The organism is Kribbella sp. NBC_01245, assembly GCF_036226525.1.
In the GTDB taxonomy this organism is placed as follows: domain Bacteria; phylum Actinomycetota; class Actinomycetes; order Propionibacteriales; family Kribbellaceae; genus Kribbella.
Genome location: NZ_CP108487.1, coordinates 1570407 through 1594041 on the forward strand (window position 1 = coordinate 1570407; position 23635 = coordinate 1594041).

At 66.6% G+C, this 23635-nt stretch carries 31 protein-coding genes; 12 read left to right on the plus strand and 19 right to left on the minus strand.

Annotated features, from left to right (window positions below):
- Nucleotides 1-32 precede the first annotated feature (32 nt).
- Genes OG394_RS06825 through OG394_RS06835 form a run of 3 tightly spaced genes read left to right on the plus strand, consistent with a single transcriptional unit; the run spans nt 33 to nt 1676 of the window.
- Nucleotides 33-683, plus strand: coding sequence for an NAD(P)H-binding protein (locus OG394_RS06825; RefSeq protein ID WP_328994098.1), 651 nt, complete (start codon nt 33-35; stop codon nt 681-683).
- 47 nt (nt 684-730) lie between these two features.
- Nucleotides 731-1153, plus strand: coding sequence for an OsmC family protein (locus tag OG394_RS06830; protein ID WP_328994099.1), 423 nt, complete (start codon nt 731-733; stop codon nt 1151-1153).
- Between the two features lie 22 nt (nt 1154-1175).
- Entirely contained in the window at nt 1176-1676 is a 501-nt protein-coding gene (locus OG394_RS06835; protein WP_328994100.1) for a GNAT family N-acetyltransferase, read from the plus strand.
- A 101-nt stretch (nt 1677-1777) separates the two neighbouring features.
- Here OG394_RS06835 and OG394_RS06840 read toward each other — a convergent pair whose 3' ends face one another.
- Complete coding sequence (locus OG394_RS06840; protein ID WP_328994102.1) at nt 1778-2614, minus strand: hypothetical protein; 837 nt, start codon at nt 2612-2614, stop codon at nt 1778-1780.
- Nucleotides 2615-2845: 231 nt separating this feature from the next.
- On the opposite strand from OG394_RS06840, the gene OG394_RS06845 reads away from it, so the two are divergent.
- Nucleotides 2846-3430 (plus strand): DinB family protein, encoded by a 585-nt coding sequence (locus tag OG394_RS06845; RefSeq protein WP_328994103.1) that lies wholly within the window; start codon nt 2846-2848, stop codon nt 3428-3430.
- A 165-nt stretch (nt 3431-3595) separates the two neighbouring features.
- Here OG394_RS06845 and OG394_RS06850 read toward each other — a convergent pair whose 3' ends face one another.
- Complete coding sequence (locus OG394_RS06850) at nt 3596-6145, minus strand: GNAT family N-acetyltransferase (protein WP_328994104.1); 2550 nt, start codon at nt 6143-6145, stop codon at nt 3596-3598.
- Between the two features lie 114 nt (nt 6146-6259).
- Between OG394_RS06850 and OG394_RS06855 the strand changes: the two genes are divergently transcribed.
- On the plus strand, nt 6260-6976 hold the full coding sequence (locus tag OG394_RS06855; RefSeq protein WP_328994105.1) for a siderophore-interacting protein: 717 nt from the start codon (nt 6260-6262) through the stop codon (nt 6974-6976).
- Here OG394_RS06855 and OG394_RS06860 read toward each other — a convergent pair.
- From OG394_RS06860 to OG394_RS06875, 4 genes are all read right to left on the minus strand, one after another.
- Nucleotides 6969-7679, minus strand: a complete 711-nt coding sequence (locus tag OG394_RS06860) for an SRPBCC family protein (protein WP_328994107.1) — start codon at nt 7677-7679, stop codon at nt 6969-6971. The genes OG394_RS06855 and OG394_RS06860 overlap by 8 nt on opposite strands.
- A gap of 42 nt (nt 7680-7721) precedes the next feature.
- Complete coding sequence (locus OG394_RS06865; protein ID WP_328994108.1) at nt 7722-8963, minus strand: RNA polymerase sigma factor; 1242 nt, start codon at nt 8961-8963, stop codon at nt 7722-7724.
- 6 nt (nt 8964-8969) lie between these two features.
- Nucleotides 8970-9377: a YciI family protein gene (locus OG394_RS06870; RefSeq protein ID WP_328996808.1), complete on the minus strand. Its 408-nt coding sequence runs from the start codon at nt 9375-9377 to the stop codon at nt 8970-8972.
- A gap of 96 nt (nt 9378-9473) precedes the next feature.
- Nucleotides 9474-10436, minus strand: a complete 963-nt coding sequence (locus tag OG394_RS06875) for a helix-turn-helix transcriptional regulator (protein WP_328994109.1) — start codon at nt 10434-10436, stop codon at nt 9474-9476.
- Nucleotides 10437-10468: 32 nt separating this feature from the next.
- Here OG394_RS06875 and OG394_RS06880 point away from each other — a divergent pair, with 32 nt between their 5' ends.
- Nucleotides 10469-11155, plus strand: a complete 687-nt coding sequence (locus OG394_RS06880) for a class I SAM-dependent methyltransferase (RefSeq protein ID WP_328994111.1) — start codon at nt 10469-10471, stop codon at nt 11153-11155.
- 296 nt (nt 11156-11451) lie between these two features.
- On the opposite strand, the gene OG394_RS06885 is transcribed toward OG394_RS06880, so the two are convergent.
- The 3 genes from OG394_RS06885 to OG394_RS06895 are packed head-to-tail and all read right to left on the minus strand — an operon-like array spanning nt 11452 to nt 12956.
- Nucleotides 11452-11943: an AAA family ATPase gene (locus OG394_RS06885; protein ID WP_328994112.1), complete on the minus strand. Its 492-nt coding sequence runs from the start codon at nt 11941-11943 to the stop codon at nt 11452-11454.
- Entirely contained in the window at nt 11940-12479 is a 540-nt protein-coding gene (locus tag OG394_RS06890) for an AAA family ATPase (RefSeq protein WP_328994114.1), read from the minus strand. Before OG394_RS06890 ends, OG394_RS06885 begins: the two co-directional genes overlap by 4 nt.
- A 9-nt stretch (nt 12480-12488) precedes the next feature.
- Nucleotides 12489-12956: a GNAT family N-acetyltransferase gene (locus OG394_RS06895; RefSeq protein WP_328994115.1), complete on the minus strand. Its 468-nt coding sequence runs from the start codon at nt 12954-12956 to the stop codon at nt 12489-12491.
- Between the two features lie 128 nt (nt 12957-13084).
- Here OG394_RS06895 and OG394_RS06900 point away from each other — a divergent pair, with 128 nt between their 5' ends.
- From OG394_RS06900 to OG394_RS06910, 3 genes are read left to right on the plus strand one after another with little or no spacing between them, the layout of a single operon-like run.
- Nucleotides 13085-13549 carry an SRPBCC family protein gene (locus OG394_RS06900; RefSeq protein WP_328994116.1) on the plus strand — a complete coding sequence of 155 codons (465 nt, stop codon included), beginning with the start codon at nt 13085-13087 and terminating at the stop codon, nt 13547-13549.
- A complete protein-coding gene (locus OG394_RS06905) occupies nt 13546-13896 on the plus strand; it encodes an ArsR/SmtB family transcription factor (RefSeq protein WP_328994117.1) in 351 nt (116 codons plus the stop codon). Before OG394_RS06900 ends, OG394_RS06905 begins: the two co-directional genes overlap by 4 nt.
- A gap of 16 nt (nt 13897-13912) precedes the next feature.
- Nucleotides 13913-14356, plus strand: coding sequence for an SRPBCC family protein (locus tag OG394_RS06910; protein ID WP_328994119.1), 444 nt, complete (start codon nt 13913-13915; stop codon nt 14354-14356).
- Nucleotides 14357-14387: 31 nt separating this feature from the next.
- Here OG394_RS06910 and OG394_RS06915 read toward each other — a convergent pair whose 3' ends face one another.
- The 3 genes from OG394_RS06915 to OG394_RS06925 all read right to left on the minus strand — a co-directional run bounded on the left by OG394_RS06915 (nt 14388) and on the right by OG394_RS06925 (nt 15910).
- On the minus strand, nt 14388-14891 hold the full coding sequence (locus OG394_RS06915; RefSeq protein ID WP_328994121.1) for a pyridoxamine 5'-phosphate oxidase family protein: 504 nt from the start codon (nt 14889-14891) through the stop codon (nt 14388-14390).
- A 15-nt stretch (nt 14892-14906) separates the two neighbouring features.
- Nucleotides 14907-15344: a VOC family protein gene (locus OG394_RS06920; protein ID WP_328994122.1), complete on the minus strand. Its 438-nt coding sequence runs from the start codon at nt 15342-15344 to the stop codon at nt 14907-14909.
- Nucleotides 15345-15457: 113 nt separating this feature from the next.
- A complete protein-coding gene (locus tag OG394_RS06925) occupies nt 15458-15910 on the minus strand; it encodes an Lrp/AsnC family transcriptional regulator (RefSeq protein ID WP_328994123.1) in 453 nt (150 codons plus the stop codon).
- 106 nt (nt 15911-16016) lie between these two features.
- Between OG394_RS06925 and OG394_RS06930 the strand changes: the two genes are divergently transcribed.
- Together OG394_RS06930 and OG394_RS06935 are read left to right on the plus strand one after the other, a co-directional pair.
- Nucleotides 16017-16946: an SMP-30/gluconolactonase/LRE family protein gene (locus OG394_RS06930; RefSeq protein WP_328994124.1), complete on the plus strand. Its 930-nt coding sequence runs from the start codon at nt 16017-16019 to the stop codon at nt 16944-16946.
- Nucleotides 16947-17037: 91 nt separating this feature from the next.
- Nucleotides 17038-17424, plus strand: coding sequence for a DoxX family protein (locus OG394_RS06935; RefSeq protein WP_328994125.1), 387 nt, complete (start codon nt 17038-17040; stop codon nt 17422-17424).
- Here OG394_RS06935 and OG394_RS06940 read toward each other — a convergent pair.
- The 6 genes from OG394_RS06940 to OG394_RS06965 form a co-directional block, all read right to left on the minus strand.
- The gene (locus tag OG394_RS06940; RefSeq protein ID WP_328994126.1) at nt 17414-18289 is read right to left on the minus strand and encodes an SPFH domain-containing protein; all 876 of its coding nucleotides are present in this window, start codon (nt 18287-18289) and stop codon (nt 17414-17416) included. The genes OG394_RS06935 and OG394_RS06940 overlap by 11 nt on opposite strands.
- Nucleotides 18277-18723 carry an NfeD family protein gene (locus OG394_RS06945; RefSeq protein WP_328994127.1) on the minus strand — a complete coding sequence of 149 codons (447 nt, stop codon included), beginning with the start codon at nt 18721-18723 and terminating at the stop codon, nt 18277-18279. The genes OG394_RS06940 and OG394_RS06945 overlap by 13 nt, the downstream gene beginning before the upstream one ends.
- Nucleotides 18724-18797: 74 nt before the next feature.
- On the minus strand, nt 18798-19520 hold the full coding sequence (locus OG394_RS06950) for a VOC family protein (RefSeq protein WP_328994129.1): 723 nt from the start codon (nt 19518-19520) through the stop codon (nt 18798-18800).
- Between the two features lie 83 nt (nt 19521-19603).
- Nucleotides 19604-20143 carry a putative immunity protein gene (locus OG394_RS06955; RefSeq protein ID WP_328994130.1) on the minus strand — a complete coding sequence of 180 codons (540 nt, stop codon included), beginning with the start codon at nt 20141-20143 and terminating at the stop codon, nt 19604-19606.
- 3 nt (nt 20144-20146) lie between these two features.
- Complete coding sequence (locus tag OG394_RS06960) at nt 20147-20755, minus strand: dihydrofolate reductase family protein (RefSeq protein WP_328994131.1); 609 nt, start codon at nt 20753-20755, stop codon at nt 20147-20149.
- Nucleotides 20756-20947: 192 nt separating this feature from the next.
- Nucleotides 20948-21577, minus strand: coding sequence for a winged helix-turn-helix transcriptional regulator (locus tag OG394_RS06965; protein ID WP_328994132.1), 630 nt, complete (start codon nt 21575-21577; stop codon nt 20948-20950).
- 74 nt (nt 21578-21651) lie between these two features.
- Between OG394_RS06965 and OG394_RS06970 the strand changes: the two genes are divergently transcribed.
- Complete coding sequence (locus OG394_RS06970) at nt 21652-22164, plus strand: nuclear transport factor 2 family protein (protein WP_328994134.1); 513 nt, start codon at nt 21652-21654, stop codon at nt 22162-22164.
- Here the strand turns inward: OG394_RS06970 and OG394_RS06975 are convergent.
- Nucleotides 22159-23529 carry a serine hydrolase domain-containing protein gene (locus OG394_RS06975; RefSeq protein ID WP_328994135.1) on the minus strand — a complete coding sequence of 457 codons (1371 nt, stop codon included), beginning with the start codon at nt 23527-23529 and terminating at the stop codon, nt 22159-22161. The two genes, OG394_RS06970 and OG394_RS06975, sit on opposite strands and share 6 nt — an antisense overlap.
- Between the last annotated feature and the right edge of the window lie 106 nt (nt 23530-23635).

The following is a 23635-nucleotide window of genomic DNA, read 5'->3' on the forward strand; positions in this document are numbered from 1 at the left end:
GACCGTCTGAGAGCAGAGGTAGTCTCGGGCCTATGCGAGTCGTCATTGCTGGTGGACATGGGCAGATCGCGTTGCGCCTCACGAGGGTGCTCGCCGACCAGGGCGACGAGGTGGTCGGGCTGGTGCGCAATCCGGACCACGTCGCGGATGTCGCGTCGGCCGGTGGCACCGGGGTCGTGATCGACCTCGAGCAGGCCGACGAAAAGGCCGTCGCGGACGTTCTCGCCAATGCCGATGCGGCGGTCTTCGCGGCCGGCGCCGGCCCGGGCAGCGGCAACGCCCGTAAGGACACCGTCGATCGTGGCGCGGCGGCGCTGTTCGCTTCGGCGGCCGAGCGTTCGCGGGTGCGGCGTCACCTGCAGGTGGGGTCGATGGGCGCCGATCGGGCCGACGAGCCGGGGATCGAGGAGACCTTCGCGATCTACCTGCGTGCCAAGAAGGCCGCCGAAGACGATCTGCGCAGCCGGGACCTGGACTGGACGATCCTTCGCCCGGGCGCACTCGTGAACACGCCCGGCACCGGCTTGGTCCAGCTGTCCGACAAGACTCCGCGCGGGGACATCAGCCGCGACGACGTGGCCGTCGTACTCGCCGCACTGATCCCCGCGAAAACCTCCATCGGCCGGACCCTCGAGCTCATCGCCGGCGACACCCCGGTCGCCGACGCGGTCCGCGCCCTCTGACATCCTTCCTTGCGGTTTCCCCTTCTTCTGAACGGATTTGGTGATACATGGCAGACACCGAGCGCTCGGTCAGCATCGAGCGGGTCGAGAACAGCCGCTACCTGGCGACGAACGTCCGCGGTGGCAAACTCTCGATCGGCAGCGGCAAGGACGACGACTTCACCCCGGTCGAGCTACTGCTCGCGGCGATCGGCGCCTGCTCGGCCATCGACGTCGACGTCGTGGTCAGCCGCCGCGCCGAGCCTGACGAGTTCACCGTCGTGGTGCGCGGCGACAAGATCCGCGACGACGCCGGCAACCGGATGGAAAACCTCGACGTCGCGTTCACGGTCCACTTCCCCGACGGCCCCGAAGGCGACACAGCCCGCGAAGCCCTACCGCGCGCCGCCAAAATGTCCCACGACCGCCTCTGCACCGTAAGCCGAACCGTCGAAATAGCCACCCCAGTAACAATCACCGTCAACCCCTGACGCCTTGAGCCCAAGGCCGGTCGTGCGTGCGGACGGGGTGGTGTTGCGGGAGTGGGGGGAGGCGGATGTGGCGGTGATGGTGGCGTTGTTCGATACGGCGGAGATGGATCGGTGGACGCCGTTGGCGCATCCGTTTGATCGGGCGGCCGCTGTGGCGTATCTGGCGCGGGCCGTGGAAGGGCGGAAGGCGGGGACGTTGCAGTTCGCCATCACCGAGGATGGTGGTGAGGCGTTGGGGGAGGTGTTGCTCTTCCCGACCGAGGCTGACGGCGTTTGCGAGTTGGCTTATGCGGTCGGCGCGGAGTATCGCGGGCGGCGGTTGGCGGCGCGGGCGATCAAGGCGGTGCTGCCGGTTGCGGTGGCGGCTGGTTATCGCGAGGCTCGGTTGTCGATCGCCACGGACAACGTGGGTAGTCAGAAGGTTGCGGTTGCGGCCGGCTTTGCCCGCACGGAGCTGCCGACGATTCGGCGCGAACGCAAGGGCTACGTGCTCGACCTTGCGACGTGGGCTATCACACTCTGACCCATCCACCGCGTTCATTCGTCGGGATACGCCATAGATACAGGCCGTATTCCGACGAATGAACGCAAATAGGGGAGGCCGGTTGGGCAGAGCGGGGCCGGCTAGTTGGTTAGGCGGGTGGCGGCGGTGGTGGCGATGCGGGCGAAGTTGGTGGGGGTGATGCCTTTGCCCATTTCGCCGAAGGCTATGACGCTGATGACGGAGCCGGCGCGGGTTACGGCGTACGGGAATCCGCCGTCTTCGCTGCCGGGATCGCTCGGGAGCGGGTAGTCGTACCAGCGGATGATGCGGGTCGCGTCGCCGCCCTTGATCGCGCGGTCTTCGGTGCGCTTGCGGGCGTGCGTCGGTGCGGGTTTGCCGGCTGTGCAGACGCGGATCGCGGCGATGATCTTGTTGTACGCCGTGGTGGCGGCGGCCTCGTTGTCGTACGAGGTGAGCCATTGGCCGCCGGACGCGTCGAGGCCATTGCTGAAGTTCTTCGTGGCGGTGGCGCGGTTGCCCGGGCCGTGCGTGCTGACCACACCGCAGATCGGGGTCTGCGGCCGGCCCGAGATGGCGGCCCAGTCGCGGCCGGGATCGCCCTTGGCTACGTCGGATCCGCGCAGCTGCATCTCGGGCGTCAACGTCACCGGCCGCCCCGGCTTGGTGGGCGTCGAAGTCGGCGTCGACGAAGGGGTCGGCTTGACCGTCGGCGTCCCAGACGGACCATTCGTCGGCTGCACAGTCGGCGTACCAGGAGGCGTAGCGGAAGGGGTAGCAGTCGGCGCACCGCTAGGAACGACGGTCGGAGCCCCCGAAGGCGTGCCAGTGGGTTGGGTCGCGGACGGCGCACTCCCGGCCGGATTATCGTTGCCGCAGGCCACCAACAGCAGCCCGCTCGTCATTACCGCGACAGCCGTGAAGGCCTTCCTCGTCTCGCGCCGTCCCCGTACAGACATGCTGTCCAACCTTCGCTCGAGTAGTTAACGTCAACCTCTTTGACGCTAACCGCGAGACTTTGGTTGGAACGCACGCCGCGCGAGGCTTAGAGGGTGTCTCACGTGGCAAGGTTTCGCGAGCTTCTTGTAGCAGGTCAGGGCGGCGGCCATGGCCAGGCCTCGGCTCTGCCAGTCGTTGCGGCCACGTACGGGCTTTGAGACCACGGGCAGCCCATGGCAGGCTCATGCCGCATGATCGATGAATTCGCGAAAGACAACCTGCACGGGAGACTGCGGCGGGACCGCAAGGCGCTGCTCTGGAAACTCGACGGCTTGTCCGAATACGACGCCCGCCGACCTTTGACAGCGACCGGGACCAACCTCCTCGGCCTGGTCAAACACGTGGCCACCGTCGAGGCCAGGTACTTCGGCGAGGTCTTCGACCGCCCTTCCCCGGAACCGCTGCCCCGGTGGCAGGACTACAACGGCAGCGATCTGTGGGCGACCGAGGACGAGACCCGCGATCAGATCATCGGGTTCTACCGGCGCACGTGGGAACACTCGGACGCGACGATCAACGAGCTTCCCCTCGACGCCCCCGGCCACGTGCCGTGGTGGCCGGAGCCTTATCCCAACACGAACCTGTTCGCCATCATGGTCCATGTCCTCGGCGAGTCCATCCGGCATGCCGGGCACGCCGATATCCTGCGCGAGGGCCTCGACGGCCGGACCGGGGTGCGCGCCGAAAACGAGACGCAGATCGACGAGGAAGCCCGTGCAGCCTACTGCGCGAAGATCGAGCAGGCCGCCAGGTCGGCCGCACCAATGAAGGCTTAGAGGTTGTCTCACGTGACTTGATGCCGGTCGTGGGTGCTGATTCGGCACGTCGCCCGCCACCGCGCATCGCGCGGCCCGGCATCGAGTCCGGCGAACGCCTCGGTCGGCACTGCCGCCCTGTCCTGCTACAAGAAGCTCGCGAAACTTGCCACGTGAGACACCCTCTCAATCCAAACCGACGTACGACGACCGCGTCAGGAACGCCAACTGCGCCCGCTTATCCGGCAGCTCGATCTCCGGCCCCATGACGAAGCCGGTACGTTCGAGCCGCGCGACGGCCTTCGCGTTCCGCGCATCCGGCTCGACCACGATCCGCTGATTGGCCGGCTCGCCGAACAAGAACGACAGGAACGCCCGGAACAACGAGGCGGTGAATCCCGGCTCGTACGCCTCAGCCGGCCCGAGCAGCAGGTGTGCCCCGATGTCACCCGGCTGTACGTCGTAGCACTCGCCAACCGGATCCGCCGCCGGCTCATACGTTTGCAGCAACGCCACCGGCACCCCATCGCGATGGACCAGATACGCATGATGCGTCTCCAGCGAGTCGAGGTACTCGTAAATCTCCAGCACGTACGACCGGCTGTGCTCGCTCATTCCCCAAAAGCGCGCCCGCTCGGCCGTCACCCATCCGTAGATCAGCTCGATATCCCGCCGCGGATCCACCGGCACGATCGAGACCTCCCCGAAGCCCGGAATCACCTCCCGGTACGCACAGGAGACAGGCACCAACTCACCCCGCTGCCAAAGCGCCAGCTGATCCTGCTGATGAGCATCCCCCGGGATCCCGGAGGCACCGAGTGGCACGATCCACCGACTAGCCGACCGATCAGCCAAGTCCCACACATACCGAGCAACCGACCCCCGCACGCAAACATCGCTCACCCCAGGCACACTCGTCGTCGACATCACGCAATCGTTGTCCCCGGCAAGCATCACGTCCGGCGCCTCATACGCAGGCCCATCAGCCAACCCCGCGAATGCATGCAACGCGAACAACCGATGCGCCGCCCCCCACGGCTCACTGGCCACCTCGGTCTCAGCCAACGCCTCACCGATCACGACATCCAGATCGATCCCCGGCACCCCACGTACGAGGATGTTCTCCAGCGCAAACCCGATCCGCGTCTCCAGCCCGGTCCAAAGGTGAAAGATCTCCGGGTACGCCGCAGGATCGTCCAACCGAGCCAGTACGGGATGCGCCGCGAGCCGCCGAGCAACCGCCGACCTCAACCGCGCGAACGTCGCCGCCTCGTTGCTCGAAGCATCCATCCGCCGATCCCACGCCAACAACACATCCCGAACCTCAGAAGGATCGGCCTTCGCCACCAAGTCCAGCAACACCCCAGCGGCACCGGCATACGTGTCGGTATGAATCGACGCCATCCCCGCTGAATCCCACCGATCGCGCCCGGCCAGCAGGTCACCGATCCGCTCCGAACGATGCGGGGGAGCGAAGTCATGCCCGAGCGCCGCCGCCAGCCCACGCTCATTGGCCATCACCGCGACCCCGTCAACCGTTGCCCGAGGCATCGGCTTCCACCCTCGCCACTCGAACCGCGCGTCATCCGCCGGCACGACCGTCTCGCTGTTCACCGCCGACCGCTCCGGCACCCGGCCCGCGACCCGATGCAGCGTCCCACCCTGCGTATCCGCAGCCAGTACGACGTTCACCGGCTCGACCCATTCGTCGAGCGCGGCATCAACGTCCGCGACCGTACGCGCCTCCAGCAACAAAGGCAGCGCGTCGAACCCAACCGAACCCAACACCCGAGGCGGCAGCAGCAGGCACAACCCCTCGCCACTATCGGGACCACCCGCGATAACCGGCCCACACGCCGTCTCGATCACCTCGACCTCAACCGGATCACCGCCCGCCACCTCGATGACCTCAACGTGCGACGGTACGACGTACCACCCACCAACACCCTCAGCCTCAACCTGACCTTCACCTCGACGAAGACTCGAGCGATAGAGATCCTGGCTGTCGGCAACAGCGTTCGTGATCGCCCAAGCGACGTGTCCGGTGTGCCCGAAGTGGGCGATCCCCGGCACACCCGGCACCGCGAATCCGATCACGTCGTACGACGGGCAAACCAGGCGGATCTGCTGGTACACCCCCGGACTCTCGATCAACCGATGCGGGTCGCCCGCGATGATCGGCATACCGGTCGTCGTACGACTGCCATCCAGCAGCCACCCGTTGCTACCCGATGTCCCCGGCCCCTCTATCGCGAACAGCTCGGCCGCGGAGGGCCCAAGGTGGCGCGCGACCTGCTCCCGCCAGAGCTTGGTCGGGAAGCCGGCGAACAGCACGTGCGTCGTGAGCCAGATCCCGATCGGCGACCACGGCTGCCACCGGCCCGGCACCAACCCGGTCGCCGCGAACTCCGGCGCCGCCAGCGAGGCGTTGGGCAGTTCCGAGTTGACCCCATCGACGTACGACGTGAGCCAAGCCTTGGTCTCGTCGCGGAGATTTGCGAAACACGTCTGGGCGGTGTCGTCGAGCCGGACCTGGCGGGCGAACCGGTCCCAGGCGAGCGCGGTCGGGCCGAGTACGGCGGCGCTGGTGCCGAGACTGCGCCGGCGTTCGAGCTCGATCTGCCAGGCGCGATCGTGCGCGGCGTTCACGCCCTGGAGATGGGCAAGCTCGAGCGCGTCGGTCTCGCTGCGCAGGTGCGGAATCCCCCAGGCGTCCCGTGAGACCTTGACGGCCACAGACGTCCTCGTTTCGTTAGGTTAGGCTGCGCTAACTTACAAGTCAGAAACTGGCGAGGCAATCGGGCCGGCGAACCTTCGCCGCGGGTGGTCGGCCGGCAACAGGAGGTAGTCGTGGGGCATGGTTGGGAGGGCGTCGTCCTCAAGCTTTTCCGGGGCAAGGACTTCGTATTCATGGTGACCGGCGCCGAGCAGGTGGTGTCCGATCGGTACCGGCGGATCGACTTCACCGACGGCGGCATGCTCGCCGCGACCGGGGTACATCCGACCATGTGGGTGCGGCTGTGGTTCGAGCACGCGGGCAAGGCACACCAACGCGCGTACACGCTGGTGGATCCCGATCCGGAGGCCGGCACGTTCGGGATCGAGTTCGCGCTGCACGAGGGATGCGCCAGCGACTGGGCACTGCGCGCGCAGCCGGGGGAGTCGATCGACGCCACGCTGCAGGGGACCGGGTTCGCCGTGCCGAATCCGCTGCCGTCACGCCTGCTGGTAGTCGGCGATGCCGCGTCGTTGCCCGCGATCAACTCGCTGCTCGGGTCGATGCCGAGTGTGCCCGCGACGATCTGGTTCGAGACCGCGCACGACGACGACCAGCAACTGCCGCTACGCCGCGACCCCGCGCTGCACGACGTACGTTTTGTCGAGCGCCGCGGCGACGCACTCGAGCAGGAGGTCCGCAAGGGGTTCCCTGAGCACGCCGCCGACGCTTTTGTGTGGATCGCGTGCGACACCGTCACTACCCGCACCCTCACGACGTACGTCGGCAAGGAGCTGGGGGTGCCGAAGGAACGCATCAAGTCCCTCGGCTACTGGCGTCCGCCTAGCTGAACACGCCTTCTAGCCAGGTACGCCAGGCCTCCTCGGTCCCAGCGGTCGCCGGGTCGAAGAAGTGGTGCGCCACCCCGGCCGGCCAACCCCAGTAGTCGCGCCCGTAGATCCGGTAGAGGGCGTCAGCGGTGCGAATCCCCAGGAACGCGGGGGAGACGTAGTCCACGACGCCCTCGATCGCCGGCAGACCTTCAGGCGTCAGGTGCACCCGCTCACCGACGTAGGTGTCGCTCAGGCCGAGGGCTCGCGTGATCGCCGTCGTACCGCCCTTTGCGGAGCTCTCGGGCGCTTCCACCGACACGTACGTGCTGTCCCGCCCGGCGAAGTGGCCGACGTACTGCCCGAGTGAGTGGTAGTAGAACGCCGTGTGCTGACGGCAAGCGTCCACCTGGCGCTCGACGTCGTCGTCCATCACGCCGTTGTGCGTGTACGTCAGGTAAGTCCCGTGGTCCCGAGCCTCGAAGACGTAGTCGAGCCGGTTGAACCCGTTGGTCTCCGGTGCTTCCGTCCCGAAGTGCTTGCCCGGGTCCCACGCGGTGACCGTGCCACCGCCGCCACTGAGACCACGCTCGGCACCACCCAGGCGCGGCTCGTACTCGATGGCCCACAACCACCCGTCGCTGTGCCGCGTCACCGCGTCCCAGACCACCTCCGGCGTAGCGGGCAGCAGACCCTCCCACGTCACCTGGAATTCCTCAGCCATGTCTCGCACCTCCAGCATCGGGACCGCCCGTCGCGATCCCTTCTACTCGTGCGTCGACTGATCCTCGCCCGTTTCGACACTTTCGCTCAAGGTTCTCGCGGCGCGGGTGTGGAGGTAGCGCTGTTGCGGGAGGCTCGTCGTACGGGCGGCTGCTGCGCGGTAGGCGTCTCTAGCTGCCGGGAGATCGCCAGACATCTCCAGAAGATGAGCCCGTACGGCGTACCAGCGGTGGTCGGTATTGACCCGGTCATCGTCCGCGAGGTCGTCCAGGAGGCGCAGGCCTTCGGAAGGGCCTGAGGCCATTGCGACGGCCACGGCCTGGTTGAGCCGGACCATCGGGTTGTCGGCGAGCTGGACGAGTACGCCGTACAGCGCCACGATCTGCGGCCAGTCGGTCTCGTCGCCGGTCTGAGCCTCTGCGTGCACAGCCGCGATCGCCGCCTGCAACTGGTACGGCCCGACCGGTCCACGCGGTAGCGCCTTGGTCACCAGCTCGATGCCTTCCGTGATCAACTGGCCGTTCCACCGGGTACGGTCCTGCTCGGCCATCGGTACGAGCTCACCCTGCGGGCTGGTGCGACCCGGGCGTCGGGCATCCGTGAGCAGCATGAGCGCGAGTAGGCCCGCCACTTCGCTATCGCCTGGCAGTAGTCGGTAGACCAGGCGGGTAAGCCGTATCGCCTCGGTGGACAGCTCTACCCGGTGCAGGCTCGGGCCTGACGTACTGGCGTAGCCCTCGTTGAAGATCAGGTAGAGCACGTGGAGGACGGCGCCGAGTCTGCTGGCATCTGGTGGCAGGCGGAACGGCTCTGCGATCTCCTTGATCCGTTGCTTCGCTCGCGTGATCCGGCGGGTCATCGTTGCCTCGGGCACCAGAAACGCCCGGGCGATTTCGGCGGTAGTAAGACCTCCGACGGCCCTGAGCGTCAGTGCGATCTGTGAGGCAGGGGAGAGGGCCGGGTGGCAGCACAGGAACAGCAGCACCAAAGTGTCGTCCGTCGCTTCTGCAGGCGCTTCGTCCGGTAGAACCCACGTCTCCTCCCGGACGCGTCGAGCCTGCTCATTGCGCAACAGGTCGGTAAGCCGTCTAGAGGCAACAGTGATGAGCCATGCGCGCGGATTACTCGGCACACCCTCTTGGGGCCACTGCTGGACGGCTGCGAGCAACGCCTCCTGTACGGCGTCTTCTGCCGTGGTGAAGTGGCCATAGCGGCGTACGAGCGCGCCGAGGACCTGCGGCGCCAGCTGACGCAACAAGTCCTCGGTGGTTTCGCTGCCCGGCATGACGGCCTAGAGCGCCAGGTCCTCCGCCGACTCGGCAATCGGCCGTACGTCGGCGTAGTAGCTCGCAGCCGCGGCCTCCGGCCCGGGGCAGTCGTTGAGCTTCGAGGCGATCTCCGTGGCCCGGTCGAAGCTGTCGCACTCGACGATCCAGTAGCCGGCCAGTACTTCCTGGGTCTCGGCGTACGGCCCGTCAGTCACCACTGGCACGCCGTTCTGGGTCCGGATCCGCCGAGTGTGTACGGGCTCGGTAAGGCCGCGGGTCTCGACGAGTTCGCCCGAGTCGATCAGCTCCTGGTTGAACTTCGTCATGAACTCGGCGAGCGCCTGGAAGTCCTCTGGCGTCCAGTTCGACTCACCGTCCGCCTTGCCGACCATGCCGTCGTAGTCCTGCTGCGAGCCGTAGGTCAGGATCATGTACTTCACGATTGCTCCTTTCGGGTGACGCCTGCTTGGCGCCTTACACCGGAGACGTCGAGGCCGACGGATCCAGACCGGACATCCGTGCCCAGACTAATTTCCAACCGCTTCTTCCCGGCCATAGCTGGCTACAAGTTCTGAGCCGAGTCGGGCCAGTTCTGCCTGTACCGACGGCGGGCCGAGCACCTCGATCGTCGCGCCCCAGCCCGCGAGCTGCTGCGCGACCATCAATGGAGTATCCGCCGCCACTCGCACCCGCGACCGCCCGTCCTCGAACGTCTCCTCGACCTCGCAGTGCCGCCCGTAGTGCGTGTGCAGCACGTGCACGAACCGGGCGGGGATGAGCACCCAGGCCGAGACCAGCGAACGGCGCTTCTCGACCTCGGATACCACCTGCTCCCAGGCTTCGGACAACTCGAAGTCGTCCGGACGTTCTGCTGGTTCGTCGGTGACTTCGGCCTCGACCATGCGATCGACCCGGAACGTACGCTGCCCCTTCGGCGTACCGGCGATGAGGTACCAGATGTCGTCCTTGTCGACGAGCCCCCACGGATCCACGAGACGTTCGGACTGCTCGCGCCCGCGGCCGCCGTACACGAGCCGCACCTTCTTCCGCCGTACGACGGCCGTCTGCAGGCGTTCCACCATCGGCGGGCGCGTCTTGAGCCGATCGCCCCAGCGGGCCGGGTCGATCACCACGGCATCCGCAGCGGCCTCCGCGTCCTCCCGGAACGTCCCGGGCAGTGCGCGAACCAGCTTGCGCAACGCCGACTTGGCCTCGCCGGAGACACCTGCAGCCGGCCCGACCAACAGGAAGAGCGCCTGCGCTTCAGTGGCGGTTAGTCCCGTCAGGTCGGTCCGTGCGCCGCCGACCAATGACCAGCCGCCACCGCGACCCGCCTGCGGGTACACCGGAATACCCGCCGCTGAGAGCGCCTCAAGATCTCGACGGGCGGTGGCCACCGAGACCTCGAGCTCCTCGGCCAACTCGGCCGCCGTGACTCTGCCCTTGGACTGCATCAGCAGCAACGTGGCCACCAGTCGATCGGCTCGCATGACCCCAGTCTGCCAAACAAACTACTCAATCCATGAGCACTTTCTTCGGGGCGCATTTGGACCGGTGTGTGCGGCAGGCTTGGGCGGTGAACGATGACGCGATCCGCCGCCAGCGCGAAACCGACCTGATCACCTACTACGACAACGAGGTAGCCGCGCGCACGGACCGGCAGCTGCCGCAGTGGCGGATCGACCAGCGCAGCCAATTCGTCAAGGCACTCCTGGCCGAGCAGCGCAAGTCGATCCTGGAGATCGGCAGTGGCCCCGGCCGGGACGCGCAGGCCCTCGCCGAGGCGGGGCTCGACTATCACGGGGTCGACCTCGCGCCCGCGAGCGTCGCGGCCTGCCGGGAGCAGGGTTTCGACGTACAGGTCGCGTCGGTTCTGGACCTCCCGTTCGAGGCGAACACCTTCGACGCCGGCTGGACCATGAGCACGCTGTTGCATATAAGCGACGCCGACCTGCCCGCGGCTTTGGCCGAGATCGGGCGCGTGCTGAAGCCGGGCGCGCCGCTGGCGATCGGCCTGTGGGGTCACCCAGATGGGCAGGAAGGCGCAGGCGGTGACGATGACTACGGCCCCGCCCGATTCTTCAGCCTCCGAACCGACGAGCAACTCCACGCCCAACTCCGCCGCCTCGGCAGCCTCGAGCAAACCGCCCACCACGACATCGGCACCCCCTTCCACTACCAATGGTCCGTCGTACGCCTCTCTGCCTAACCGCCCGAGGCAGCCGGTCCGCGATCGGCGACACCGGCATGCGAGGCGCGCGCCTGTGGACAGCCCTGCCACGTTCGGGTCTAGGTGCCGTGGGCTCAGTGTCCACAGGGCGAACCGCATTCCGCGTCCGACCGTGGCAGCGCTATCAACAGGCGGGCCGCATTTCGGGTCCGACCGTCGTAGGAGTCTCTGCAGGGAGGCCGCATTTTCGGGTCCGACCGTCGCGGGGGAACCAGGTGCGCCGCATTTTTCGGGTTCGACCGTGCTGGTGTTGTCCACAGGTGAGTCGGTCGGCCCTAACTGAGCTTGAGTATGGCGGCGACGACTTCGTCGAGCGGGATGCTGGTGTCGATCTCGGTGTGGGCGATCGCGCGCAGCTGCGGCTCGACCGTTTGCTTGAACTCCAGGCTGCGGGTGACTTCCTCGGGGTGTTTGCCGTAGGCGTTGGTCGTACGGGTGGTCAGCCGCTCGACCATCACCTCTACCGGGGCGCTCAGCAAGACGATCGAGTCGAACTGGTCGACGAACTTGCCCATGTTGGACGCGCAACCACTAACGAAGAGCACCCCCGCATCGTCGCTCGCGAGCAGCTCCGCGACCCGGTCTTCGCGCCAGACCCAGTCCTTGCCAGGGTGCAGCGGCGACGGGCCGCCGCCGTCCGGACTGTCCGCCCACTCGGACCACGCCGAATCGTCGAGGTCGATCGCTTTGTGGCCCTGGGCAACTAACCGGGTGATCACGGTGGACTTTCCGACCGCCGACATGCCCGTGAGGAGGATCCGCTTCACGTCCTGTCGACCTGCTTTCGGATTGAGGTGAGGGTGGTTGTGGGGGAGTCGTTCGCGTCTATGACGGTGCAGGTTGGGCGGCGGGTGATCAGGTGGTTGATGGCGTGGATCAAGCCGGGGACGTCCTCGGGTCTGACGAGGGTGGCGTTGACCAGGTGCTCGGCGCGTTCGCGGTGAGCGGCACGGCTTTGGAGCCGGGAGAGCAGCACGTCGTGGTCGACGGACAGGACCAGTTCCACGAAGGACGCGTCATGTACGCCGGCCAGGGTCTCGAGCTCTTCGATGAACTCCGTGCGGGCGAGGAATTGGCCCACGATCACGTCTCGACCACTGCCGAGGTGTTCGCGGATGAGGGCGATCGCGAGTCGGCGCGCGGTGATTCCCGACTCGGGCAAAGCCGCTTGCCATTGCCCGAGTGAGTGTTTGAGGACGTCGATGTCGAGCGCCAGGGTCAACGGTTCGTCCTGTGCCAGGAGGTGCGCGAGCGTTGATTTCCCCGACCCCGGCGCACCATTGATCAGCACGAGCTTGGCCACGGGCCGAGGCTACTGCGTCGTCGGATCCCAGCGGAGCCGATACTCCCGGTCAGTCTCGCCGATCTGCCGGCAGCCGAGGCGTTCGTACAGCCTGCGGGCGTTCGGGTTGTCCTTCTCGACGCCGATATCCAGCGGGAGTCCGGCCCCGGTCGCCTCGGATTGCAGCGACTCGATGATCGCCGTACCAATGCCACGGCCTTGCACGCGCGGGAGCAGTTGGATGCCACAGAGCTCGATCGACTCGGCATTGCGCGCGATCCGCAATCTTCCGACGGCCTCGCCGTCGACCTCGATGACGCTGGTCGAGATCTCCGGATCGCCAAGTTGCGAAGCGGTCCAGTCGGCGAATCCCGTCCGCCAGGCCGCCTCGTCGAAGTCCGTCGGCCGCCTGTCATCGGCAGCGATGACCACATCGGCAAGGAAGTCGACGTCAGCGGAGAGCGCCTGTCGCAACCGGTAGGCGGGGTTGGGTGCCATGGCTCGTCAACCTATTCATAGTCAAGGCGATCGGCCACCGGTTTGACCATATGCAACCGATGGTTGCGCACCGAAGGATCGCGGACTATGGTAATGCGCAACCAAACGTTGCAGAAAGCGGGAAGCAGATGGAGTACGGAAGTATCGAGCGCCAGATCCACGTCGACGCCTCGCCCGAGGTGGTCTTCGACGTGATCAGTAGCCCCGAGCACCTCAAGGAATGGTGGCCCGACGAGGCGGAGCTGGATCCGACGCCCGGTTCGGCCGGTGAGCTCATCTGGGGGGACAAGGCCAGTGGCAATGCCCAGATCGCGCCGATCACGGTCGTCGAGGCCGACCCGCCGCGGCTGTTCTCGTTCCGCTGGATCTACCCCGAGGGGGAGGCGCCGACGCCGACGAACTCGCTGCTGGTGACGTTCGAGCTCGTCCCTTCGGGCGCGGGCACGGAGATCCGGCTCACCGAGACCGGGTTCCGCGAGAAGGGCTGGGAGATCGCCGTACTCGAGCAGCAGTACCAGGAACATGTCGAAGGCTGGGACCTCCACTTCCCGCGTCTTGGCGTGTACGTCAAGCGGCTGGTCTCGTCCCAATGACCATCGCGATCGACGACGACCTCTGGTCCGCGATCGGAGACCCGACCCGGCGGCGAATGCTCGACCTGCTCCTGGCCGAAGGCAACGCGACCGCGACCAGCCTCAGCGAGCAACTGCCGGTGACACGCCAGGCCGTCGCCAAGCACCTCGGCGTACTCGACCGAGTCGGCCTGGTCCACGTCACGCCGGCCGGCCGGGAGATGCGCTACCGAGTGGACGAGGCGCAACTCGCTCGTGCGGTGGCGCAACTGTCCACCGTCGGCGCCACCTGGGACGCCCGGCTGCGCCGCATCAAGCGCATCGCCGAGGCGATCCAGCGCAAGCAGGACAACCCGAAAACCAACTAGAAAAAGGGATTCGAAGATGGTGGACATTCTGCACCGGGTCGGCATCAAGACGCCGTCCGTGGACAACGTGTATCAGGCGATCACCACGATCGAAGGTCTGTCGAACTGGTGGACGATCGATACGAAGGGCGATGGCGCGATCGGGGGAGTGCTGGAGTTCCGCTTCCCCGCCGGCGGCTTCGACATGAAGGTGCTCGAGCTCGAGCCGGGCAAGCGCGTGCTGTGGCAGGTCGTCGACGGGCCGGCGGAGTGGATCGATACGACGGTGAGCTGGGAGCTCAAGCAGTCCGACGAGTACGTCATCGTGCTGTTCAAGCACCTGGGCTGGACCGAACCAGTCGAGTTCATGCACCACTGCAGCACCAAGTGGGCGACGTTCCTGATGAGCCTCAAGGCCCTGGTCGAAACCGGCCAAGGTTCCCCGGACCCCGACTCCGTCCGAATCGGCGACTGGCACTAACCGCACGCGCCTGACCGGCAGGTATTTGCCATCAGGCCCTACGCGCCTCGTCCCGCTGCCGGATCAGCTCCTCGACCGCGCTCGGCAGAGTCGTCTCGAAGTCGATCAGCTTCGCCCACGTCGGCGTGACGACGATCCGGACCATACCGTCGTACAGCGAACGCACCTCCGCCTCCCAGTGGACGCGTTGCTCGGGCGTCATCTCGTAACTGCCGTTCATCTGGAGGTACTCGTCGGGAATGCCCTCGACGACGTCCAGCTCGGCATGTCCCCGGATGAGCAGGGTCTTCGGCGGGTGCACCTCGGTATCGATCGTCAGGGCGACCATCGGGTTCTTGCGCAGGCCCGGGAGCTTCGGGGCATTCGTCGAAGTGCACATGACGATCTCCGAGCCGTTCCAGGTGAACCCGATCGGGACATTGCGGGGTGTGCCGTCCTTGGCGATATAGGCCAAGCGGGTCAAGTCGCGGGCCAGCAGCTCTTGGCTGATCGGCCGGTTCAGAACTTCGGTGATCTCGTTCGGTCGCATGGTCATACCTCCAGTCGTCGTTTAGTTGAGTCGCTCGGCGAACGCGACGATGATGCCCTCGGGGCCGCGGACGTAGCAGAACAGATAGTCGTCCCCGACCGGCACCACCTCGCCCATGAGTTCCACGCCGCGCTCTCGCAGGCCGGCGACGAGGGCGTCCAGATCCTTGACGCCGAACAAGACGCGACGAATTCCAAGCGCGTTCGCGGGTGCGTTCTTCGGCCCGGAGCTGACCGCGGCCGGTGAGTGGAACCTCATCAGCTCAAGCCGGCTCTGGCCATCCGGAGTCCGCACCATCGCGACATCGAGTCGCATGTTGTGGAGCCCCACGATGCGGTCCAGCCAATCTCCTTCGGCCGGCGCCTGGCCCTCCAACTCCATGCCGAGTTCGACAAAGAATGCGACCGCGGCCTCGAGGTCCTCGACAACGATGCCGACGTTTTCCATCCGTTCGATCACGGTGTGGTTCTCCTTCGTCCGTCGCGCGGCCCGATCTGGCCGCTCGTGCCCCTGGGACGCAGCCAGGACCACCTTCTCGACATCCGAAGGCCCACCAATTTGTTGCGTGGGGGTTATTGGCCGACGTGGGGGAGGCGTTCGAAGAAGGAGTCGAGGACGACGATCGTCTGGGTGCTGGTGACGCCCTCGACGCCGTGCAGTGATCGCAATGCCGCCTGCAGGTCCTCGGTGCTGCGGGTTCGGACCTTCACCAGGACGGTCGCGGGGCCGGCGATGACGTGAGCTTCCTCCACCTCGGGAATGGCGGCGATGGCCTGAGCGGTGGACTCGTCACCCATCCAGCTTTCCGCGTCCAGCAGGACGTACGCGAGGACGCCTCGGCCCAGCGCGCCCGGATCCACCTCGATCGTCGTACGGCGGATGACGCCGCTCGCCTTGAGCTTGCGAACTCGCTCGTGGGCGGCGCCAGGGGACAGGCCGACCGCCGCGCCGAGGTCGGCGTACGAGCTGGTCGCATCCTGCTGGAGCGCGGTCAGCAGACGCAGATCGATCTCATCAAGGGCCACGGCCGGATCCTAGTCGATTGAACGTCGACTCACCAAGATGGCATAGTGCCAGTTGAAGTTCAGCAAATTGACTCAACAGCAGAACGAGATTCGGTGGAGCGAGGAAATGACAGTAATGCTGGGAGACCCGATCGAGCGTCGTCGCGCAGACTTGGTGACGGTCGACGAGCGGTTCGCGCTGGTGGCTCGAGGCGATGAGAATGTCGAGCGGCTGTACGCCGGCGGACGTTGGCTGGAGGGACCGGTCTACGTGCCCGCCTGGCGATGCCTGTTGTTCAGCGACATCCCGAACGACCGCATCCTGCGTTGGGACGAGGTCTCCGGAACGGTCTCGATCTTCCGCCAGCCCGCCGGGTATACCAACGGCCATACGCTCGACGGGCTCGGCCGGCTGGTCAGCTGCGAACAGGGCAACCGCCGCGTGACACGGACCGAGGCCGACGGATCGATCACCGTGCTCGCCGATCGCTACGACGGCCTGCGGCTCAACAGCCCGAACGACGTGGTGGTGCGGCGCGACGGCTCGATCTGGTTCACCGATCCGCCGTACGGCATCACCAGCGACTACGAGGGACACAAGGCCGAACAGGAACTCGCCGGCTGTCACGTCTACCGACTCGATCCGTCGACCGGCGAGCTGCGGATCGTCGCCGACGACTTCGCCCGGCCGAACGGTTTGGCGTTCTCCCTCGACGAGTCTCAGCTGTACGTCGTCGACACGCCACGCAAGCACATCCGGCGTTTCGACGTGAAGGACGACGGTCGCCTGGCGGGCGGCGACGTCTTCGCGCCGTGCGAGGCGGGCGTCTTCGACGGGATCCGGATGGACGCCGACGGCAGGGTCTGGGCGGCGACCCACGAAGGCGTGCACTGCTTCGACCCGGACGGCACCCTGCTCGGCAAGCTGCTGATCCCCGAAGTCGTCTCGAACATCTGCTTCGGCGGCCCCAAACGGAACCGCCTCTTCATCTGCGCCACCACGTCGGTCTACTCCTGGCTGCTCACCACCAACGGCGCGCCTCAGCCGTACTCATGACGCACGTCACGCGGGTGCGCTGTCACAGATGCCGGGTCGTCGGCATCTTGTGTTCGAACAGTTGCCCGCCTGACGCTTCAAGGAGTACGTCGTGAATCTCGCCCTGTGGATCGTTACCGGACTGCTTGCCGTCGCCTACCTGGTCGGCGGCGGCGGCAAGGTGATCCTGCCGAAGGCGAAGATCGCCGCTGCTGGGCCATCCGCGGCATGGGTCGAAGACTTCAGCGCCGCCGGCGTCAAGACCATCGGAGCCCTCGAAGTCCTGGCTGCCGTGGGCCTGATCCTGCCCGCACTGCTCGACACCGCCCCGATTCTGGTGCCGCTGGCCGCATCGGGCCTGGTTGTCGTCATGGTCGGCGCGGTGATCACACGCATCCGCCGTCACGAGCCCAAGTACCTGCTGGCGGACGTCGTCTATCTCGTCCTCGCCGCCTTCGTGGCGTGGGGCCGCTTCGGACCCGAGGCTTTCACTGGGTGACCTGTGGGCTGTCCGAGTCCGTCTTTTCGGGGAGGGCGCCGGTGAAGGCCTTGGTGACGTTTTGCAGAGCTGTCGTCACCTCGGACGGGATCACCCAGAAGGTGTTGCCGGGACCTTTCGCCAGCTCCGGCAACATCTGCAGGTACTGGTAAGCCAGCAGTTTCGGGTCGGGGTCGTTGCGGTGGATGGCCCCGAACACCGTGTCGATCGCCTGGGCCTGGCCTTCGGCTCGCAGGATCGCCGCCTGCCGATCACCCTCCGCCGTCAGGATCCGGGCCTGCCGTTGCCCCTCCGCCGTGAGGATCGCGGCCCGCTTCTCGCGATCGGCCCGCATCTGCTTCTCCATCGACTCCTTGATCGAAGGCGGGGGATCGATCGCCTTCAGCTCGACCCGGTTCACCCGGATACCCCACTTGCCCGAGGCCTCGTCGAGAACGCCGCGCAACTGGGAGTTGATGTACTCGCGGGACGTCAGCGTCTTCTCCAGATCCATGCTGCCGATCACGTTGCGCAGCGTGGTGACGGTGAGCTGCTCGATCGCCTGGAGATAACTGAAAATCTCGTACGCCGCGGCGCGGGGATCCGTCACCTGGAAGTACAGCACCGTGTCGATATCGACCACCAGGTTGTCTTCGGTGATCACCGAGCGCGGTTCGAAGGACACCACCTGCTCGCGCAGATCGATCAGCGCCCGCGGACGGTCGATGAAGGGGATGACCACGTTCAGACCGGGCTCGAGCGTGCGCAAGTAGCGCCCCAGCCGTTCGACGTTACTCGCTCGGGCCTGCGGCACGATCCGGACCGTGCGCAGCACCAGTACGACGGCCAGCACGGCGGCGACCAGCCCTACGATCAGTTCGGCCATGGCTCCTCCCGGGGATGGACGAGGGCGGTCGCGCCCTCGATTGCGAAGACGTCGACAGTGGTCCCGGCCGGCAACACCAGGTCCGGATCGTAGGCGCGAGCGGTCCATTCCTCGCCGCCGATCCGAACCAGGCCGGCCTCGCGACCGACCGGCTTCAACACGATCGCCTCGCGGCCGATCAGCGCGGACACGCCGCTACGCAACTGCGGCGTACCGGTGAGATGGCGGCGAGCGACCGGCCGTACGAGTGTGATCATCGCGGCGGCCGTGACGGCGAAGGCGAGCAACTGCAGGCCGGTACCCAGGCCAATGGCGGCCACCCCGGCTGCCGCTGAGGCCGCGACGGCGAGCAGGAGCAAGTCGAGCGTGGCCGTCAGCAGCTCGACGGTACCGAGGACCGCGGCGATGGCCAACCAGAGAAGCCAGGACTGCATGCGATCACCTGCCGGAGGAAAGCGTCTCTCCTTCGAAGGTACTCCGCATACCCCGTGCCGTGGTCAGCCCGCAGCTATCGCTTCGGTCTCGCCCGCATCACCGAGAACTCGTTGCCGTCGGGATCGGTCATGGCAACCCGGCCTGCCTCGTCCTGACCGTTGTCGGATCGCTTCGCCCCGAGGGACACGAGGCGGTCGACCTCCGCCTGCAGATCACTGTCGGCCGGGGCAGCGAGGTCGAGCTGCAGACGGTTCACGCCGAGCTTCGGGTTCACCGGGGGACCGCCCCAGGAGATCTTCGAACCGCCCTCTGGCGCCTGGATCGCGGTCTCTTCGTCCTGATCCCAGACCAGCGGCCAGCCCAGGGCCTTGCTCCAGAAGTACCCGACTTGCTGCGTCCCGTCGGACGAAAGCGCTCCGATGACTCCGGTGTCGGCCAGGAAGTTGTTGCCCGCCGCGATGACGCAGAACTCGTTGTGCTCAGGGTCGGCGAGCACGACGTGAGTCGCGTCCGGGCCCTGGCCGATGTCGAGGTGCCGACCGCCGAGCTCGAGCGCACGAGCCACCGTCTGCTGCTGGTCTTCGGGGGACTTGCTGGTCAGATCGAAGTGCATCTGGTTCGGGCCGGTCTTCGGCCCCTGATACGAGACGAAGCGGATCGGGAACTCGGTGTCATCGCCGGGCTGGAGCACCAGACCGTCGTCGGACAGCTCCCTGCCCAGCACGCCACCCCAGAAACGCGCGAGCTTGAGGGGATCGTTCGCGCCAAAGCTGAGTGCGTCCAAGGTCGAAGTCATCCGCTCCACATCTCCGAATAGCTGAAGCCCGTGCCTATGAGAAAGGCAACGCTAGGTGTTGGAGGGATTGCCCCGCAACGCGATTAAAGCGATCGCAGTGAGGTGTCCAACGCGCTCATGAGTTCGGCGACGCGGTTTCCGCTGGACGGAGCCGCGGGGTAGCGCCTGAGCACCGCGACAAGAGCAGGCGTTGCTCGCCGGCGAGCCTGTTCAATGCTCTCTGCTCCAACACTTCGATCCCCGCCGGCGGCCAGCTCCGCCGCGCGTGCTGCGCATGCGGCGGCGCCGAGAATGTGCCCAACCTGCGTCGATTTCGCGAGCGGGTGCAAGTAGGCCGCGGCGGCTGCGTGGCCTGCTGCGCGCGCTGCGTTCTGAGCGGCTTCGGTCGTCGCTTCCCGCCCGGCCTGGTTTGCTGCCAGGGCGGTGACTCGCTGCAACTTCGTGCGCTGAGCGCCTTCAACGAAAGTCCACGCCGCTTCGAGCGCTTCACGAGGCCGTCGGTCATCAGGATCACTTGCCTCGAAGATCGCCAGTGTCTCCGCGGCGCTCTCTGCCGCATAGCGGGCGACCACTCGAAGGTCCTGCGCAGTCAGCTCGATGTCATGTCCGTCATTCTCACGCAACTGTCACGCCTTTCCGCCGGACTGCGGTACGTCGTACAGGAGGTGAGTCACCCGATCGCCCTGCGCGACGAGCGATGGGTCGGCGAGTGTGACCTCGCCGGCGGCGCTGCCGAAGAACGGCCGGCCTTCGCCGAACACCACGGGTACGACGTTCATCACGACCTGGTCGATCAGGCCGAGGCGCAGCGCCTGCCCACCGACGTTCCCGGCCGCGACATCCACGATCCGGTCCCCGGCGACCTCGCGCGCCTGGGCGAGGGCCGACTCGACCCCGTCGGTCACGAAGGTGAACGGTGCGGTGTCGGCGAACTCCCAGTCGGTAGGCGCCTCGTGGGTGACCACGAACACGTGATCGCCGGCCACAGCCTGACCTCCCCAGCCGTTGGTCTGGTCGAACACGTACCGTCCGACCACCATCGCGCCGACGTCGGAGGAGTAGACCGCCTGGAGGAAGTCCTTGGTGGCCTGAGCGGTCCGCATCTCGGCCCCGAGCCAATCCCACGCCACCTCGCCACTCCCGAACCAGTCGAAGAGCTGGCCGATCTCGCCATCCGGCCTCGCAACATAACCGTCAGCCGACACGGCGGCGTACATGATCGTCTTTCCCATCATCACCCATCTCGTCTCAAGCCCCGGCCGGTAGCGCAACCAGACAACTCCGGCGTGACTGTTCTGCGTGACGTCCGACCATCACAGCCGACACGCTAGCGGTGCTGATCACCAAAAGGCGGTCGCCGAGCACAGCATCCCGGCCACGCGACATGGGAGTGGCTCACTGCTACCGGCGAGCAGATGGCAGCCCGCTCATGCCTGGGCACCCGGCAGCACTGTCGCGAGGACCTGGCGATCGCCGTGGACGGTCGCGCCGGATAGCGCTTGATCGATGGTGATCGCCCCAGCGGCGAGTCCCAGGACGACCTCTGGCTGCCCTTCGAGGATGGTGGCCGGACGCCGGTCAGGCGCGAGGGTCACGTGCGGGCCGTCCTTGTCGATCCGCAGTGTCATGAACAACCCGGGTACGTCGATGCCGAGCTCCGCCGGAGTCTTCGACGTCCTTCCGTTGAGTAGCGCTGGGAGTGCGACAGCCAGCCAGCGAGGCTGAAACGAATCGTCGTCCCGGCCAGTCACCATCAGCGGGGTGCTCCAGCGAACGAGTGCCTCGATCGCTTCCCGAAGTTCACCACCCCAGGGCGTCAGGGCGTAGGTCACTCCGCCCGTCTCGCCCAGACGCCGCTCGACCACTCCGGCGGACTCCAGGCTGCGCAGGCGGTCGGCCAGCAGATTCGTCGCGATACCGCCCAGCGCGGCAACCAGTTCGCCGTACCGCATGGGCCCGGGAAGTAGCTCGCGGACGATCAGGAGGTTCCAGCGATCGCCCACTGCGTCGAGAGCGCGCGCAAGACCACAGAACTGCCCGTAGGAGCGTGTCGTCATATGCTTGACTTCCTCAACCTCACTTGATGTTATCAAGCACGCTAGCAGAGGAAAGCCCCGCCGAGAGAGGTCCAATGTCTGTTGCAGATCCAGCCGCCTCCACGTCGCCGGCCTCGACCGCGACCCAGGCCCTGCGCGCCGCCGCGGAGAGGGGAGATGCGGACGCAGTCGCCGACCTACTGGCGCCTGACGTCGTCTTTCACTCGCCGATGACGGAGCGGGTGACGTTCGTTGGCAGGGAAGAGGTCGCAGCGCTGCACCGCGACATCTTCGCCGTCCTCGATGGCCTCGAGACCACCGATCCGCTCGCGCTCGGCGATTCGCGATCGTTCTCTTTTCGCGCCCAGGTTCGAGGGGTGGAACTCGAAGCCCACGTCCTGCTGCACGTCAACGAGCAGGGGCAGATCGACGAGCTCAAGATCTTCGTCCGCCCGTTCCCGGCCCTCGCGACGCTGTTCGGGACACTCCCGCCGCGGGTCTCGGCGAGGCGTCGAGGACCCCTCACGGGCACCGTCGCGGCCATCGTCACCTGGCCTCTCGCCGTCGCAGTGCGCACCGCCGACCGCTTCACCCCGCGATTCCTATAGCCCTGTCAGACGAGGTTCGTCTACGCGACGTCGGGCCGGGTCATCAGGGGTGATCGGAGGTGCAACGCGAGACTGGGGCTGGTTAGTGGTACGACGTTCCAGGTCGCCGTCGCTGTCTCCGCGTCGGCGTCGACCACCAGCCGGACCCGGTGCGGCGAGGTGATGACGTACAGCTCGGCGATGAACGTGTTGCCCTGCCAGGCGCCAGTCGCGACGACAGGGCGGCCGAGTGGCGAACTTTCCCGCCATTCGCCGTGGCCGACCTCGACAGTGAGGGACGACCCGAATCGCAGGCGCCACCCACCGTCCACCGGATCGACGATCACCGTGGTTCCGTCGGGCAGAGCCGAATCCTCGGCCGAGGCGTCGAGTCTCGCCTTGACGGAACGCGCCGGGGCGGCCGGGCAACAGGCAGTCCCAGAAGAGGCCGGGCAGTACGTCTTCCTGTTCGACAGCGCCGGTCACGACGACCACGAGCTCGTGGGACGGGACGACCACGCAGTACTGACCGAAGGCGCCGTGACCGTGGTAGCCATGACGCGACATCCAGAACTGGTAGCCGTACCCGCAAAGAAAGTCGGGGTTTTGCGACCAGTTCGGGAGGGGCAGAGTCTCGCTATGCCGTCTGGTCGCGAGCTCGACCCAGTCGCGCGCGATGAGCTGACGATCGCCCCAGCCGCCTCCGCGCAGCAGTAGTTCACCGAAGGCGGCGACAGCCTCGGTCGTGAGGTGCAGCCCGTGGAATCCGAAGGCGGCACCACTCGCCACCCGATCCCATTCTGCGTGGTCGATGCCCATCGGCAGGAACAGCCGCTCGTCGAGCAGCTCCGGGAGGCCGCGGCCGGTGACGCGTTCCACCATCCGGGCCAGGATGAAAGTGGTCGCGTTGTCGTAGGTGTGCCGGGTTCCCTCGGCTTCGGTCATCGGTACGCGCAGGAAGCCCTTCACCAGGTCGTCCGGTTCCAGCCGCCAGGCCTCGTCCAGGCTATCCGTGCTGTGCCCAGCCGTCATGGACAGCAGATGGTGCACGGTGATGCGTCGACCCTGTTCGGAGATGTCGGCCGGAACGTGCTCGGGCAGCACGTCCACCAATCGATCGTCCAACGTGAGCAGCCCGTCGGCGATCGCGAGCCCCACGGCGACCGAGGCGAACGACTTGGTCAGCGAATAGAGCAGATGCGGGCGTTCGGCCGAGTACGGTGCCCACCAGCCTTCGGCAACGACGTGGCCGCGGCGTACGACCATGATGGAGTGGCATTCGACGGATCGCGCTTCGAGCTGGTCCAGCAGCGAGTCGATCGCGCGGGACGAGATCCCGGCAGCGGCCGGCGTCGACCGCGGCAGAAGGGCACGCTGAGACGGCATCCACGGACCCTAACCAAAGCCGCCGAATCGAGCCACGAGATTTCGCTAAGGATCAGCCGAATGCTGCTGCCTCCGACAAGGTGCTAGTCCGCCGTTCGCTGGAGGA

What these genes read in the sequence shown, in the direction of transcription:
- OG394_RS06960 (WP_328994131.1), bottom strand. Translation starts at nt 20,755, where the DNA reads ATGATGGGAAAGACGATCATGTACGCCGCCGTGTCGGCTGACGGTTAT.
- OG394_RS06905 (WP_328994117.1), top strand. Translation starts at nt 13,546, where the DNA reads ATGACCATCGCGATCGACGACGACCTCTGGTCCGCGATCGGAGACCCG.
- OG394_RS06940 (WP_328994126.1), bottom strand. Translation starts at nt 18,289, where the DNA reads ATGGCCGAACTGATCGTAGGGCTGGTCGCCGCCGTGCTGGCCGTCGTA.
- OG394_RS06900 (WP_328994116.1), top strand. Translation starts at nt 13,085, where the DNA reads ATGGAGTACGGAAGTATCGAGCGCCAGATCCACGTCGACGCCTCGCCC.
- OG394_RS06845 (WP_328994103.1), top strand. Translation starts at nt 2,846, where the DNA reads ATGATCGATGAATTCGCGAAAGACAACCTGCACGGGAGACTGCGGCGG.
- OG394_RS06860 (WP_328994107.1), bottom strand. Translation starts at nt 7,679, where the DNA reads ATGGCTGAGGAATTCCAGGTGACGTGGGAGGGTCTGCTGCCCGCTACG.
- OG394_RS06915 (WP_328994121.1), bottom strand. Translation starts at nt 14,891, where the DNA reads ATGACCATGCGACCGAACGAGATCACCGAAGTTCTGAACCGGCCGATC.
- OG394_RS06865 (WP_328994108.1), bottom strand. Translation starts at nt 8,963, where the DNA reads ATGCCGGGCAGCGAAACCACCGAGGACTTGTTGCGTCAGCTGGCGCCG.
- OG394_RS06825 (WP_328994098.1), top strand. Translation starts at nt 33, where the DNA reads ATGCGAGTCGTCATTGCTGGTGGACATGGGCAGATCGCGTTGCGCCTC.
- OG394_RS06970 (WP_328994134.1), top strand. Translation starts at nt 21,652, where the DNA reads ATGTCTGTTGCAGATCCAGCCGCCTCCACGTCGCCGGCCTCGACCGCG.
- OG394_RS06880 (WP_328994111.1), top strand. Translation starts at nt 10,469, where the DNA reads ATGAGCACTTTCTTCGGGGCGCATTTGGACCGGTGTGTGCGGCAGGCT.
- OG394_RS06965 (WP_328994132.1), bottom strand. Translation starts at nt 21,577, where the DNA reads ATGACGACACGCTCCTACGGGCAGTTCTGTGGTCTTGCGCGCGCTCTC.
- OG394_RS06975 (WP_328994135.1), bottom strand. Translation starts at nt 23,529, where the DNA reads ATGCCGTCTCAGCGTGCCCTTCTGCCGCGGTCGACGCCGGCCGCTGCC.
- OG394_RS06830 (WP_328994099.1), top strand. Translation starts at nt 731, where the DNA reads ATGGCAGACACCGAGCGCTCGGTCAGCATCGAGCGGGTCGAGAACAGC.
- OG394_RS06875 (WP_328994109.1), bottom strand. Translation starts at nt 10,436, where the DNA reads ATGCGAGCCGATCGACTGGTGGCCACGTTGCTGCTGATGCAGTCCAAG.
- OG394_RS06930 (WP_328994124.1), top strand. Translation starts at nt 16,017, where the DNA reads ATGACAGTAATGCTGGGAGACCCGATCGAGCGTCGTCGCGCAGACTTG.
- OG394_RS06895 (WP_328994115.1), bottom strand. Translation starts at nt 12,956, where the DNA reads ATGGCACCCAACCCCGCCTACCGGTTGCGACAGGCGCTCTCCGCTGAC.
- OG394_RS06950 (WP_328994129.1), bottom strand. Translation starts at nt 19,520, where the DNA reads ATGACTTCGACCTTGGACGCACTCAGCTTTGGCGCGAACGATCCCCTC.
- OG394_RS06910 (WP_328994119.1), top strand. Translation starts at nt 13,913, where the DNA reads ATGGTGGACATTCTGCACCGGGTCGGCATCAAGACGCCGTCCGTGGAC.
- OG394_RS06870 (WP_328996808.1), bottom strand. Translation starts at nt 9,377, where the DNA reads ATGATCCTGACCTACGGCTCGCAGCAGGACTACGACGGCATGGTCGGC.
- OG394_RS06945 (WP_328994127.1), bottom strand. Translation starts at nt 18,723, where the DNA reads ATGCAGTCCTGGCTTCTCTGGTTGGCCATCGCCGCGGTCCTCGGTACC.
- OG394_RS06840 (WP_328994102.1), bottom strand. Translation starts at nt 2,614, where the DNA reads ATGTCTGTACGGGGACGGCGCGAGACGAGGAAGGCCTTCACGGCTGTC.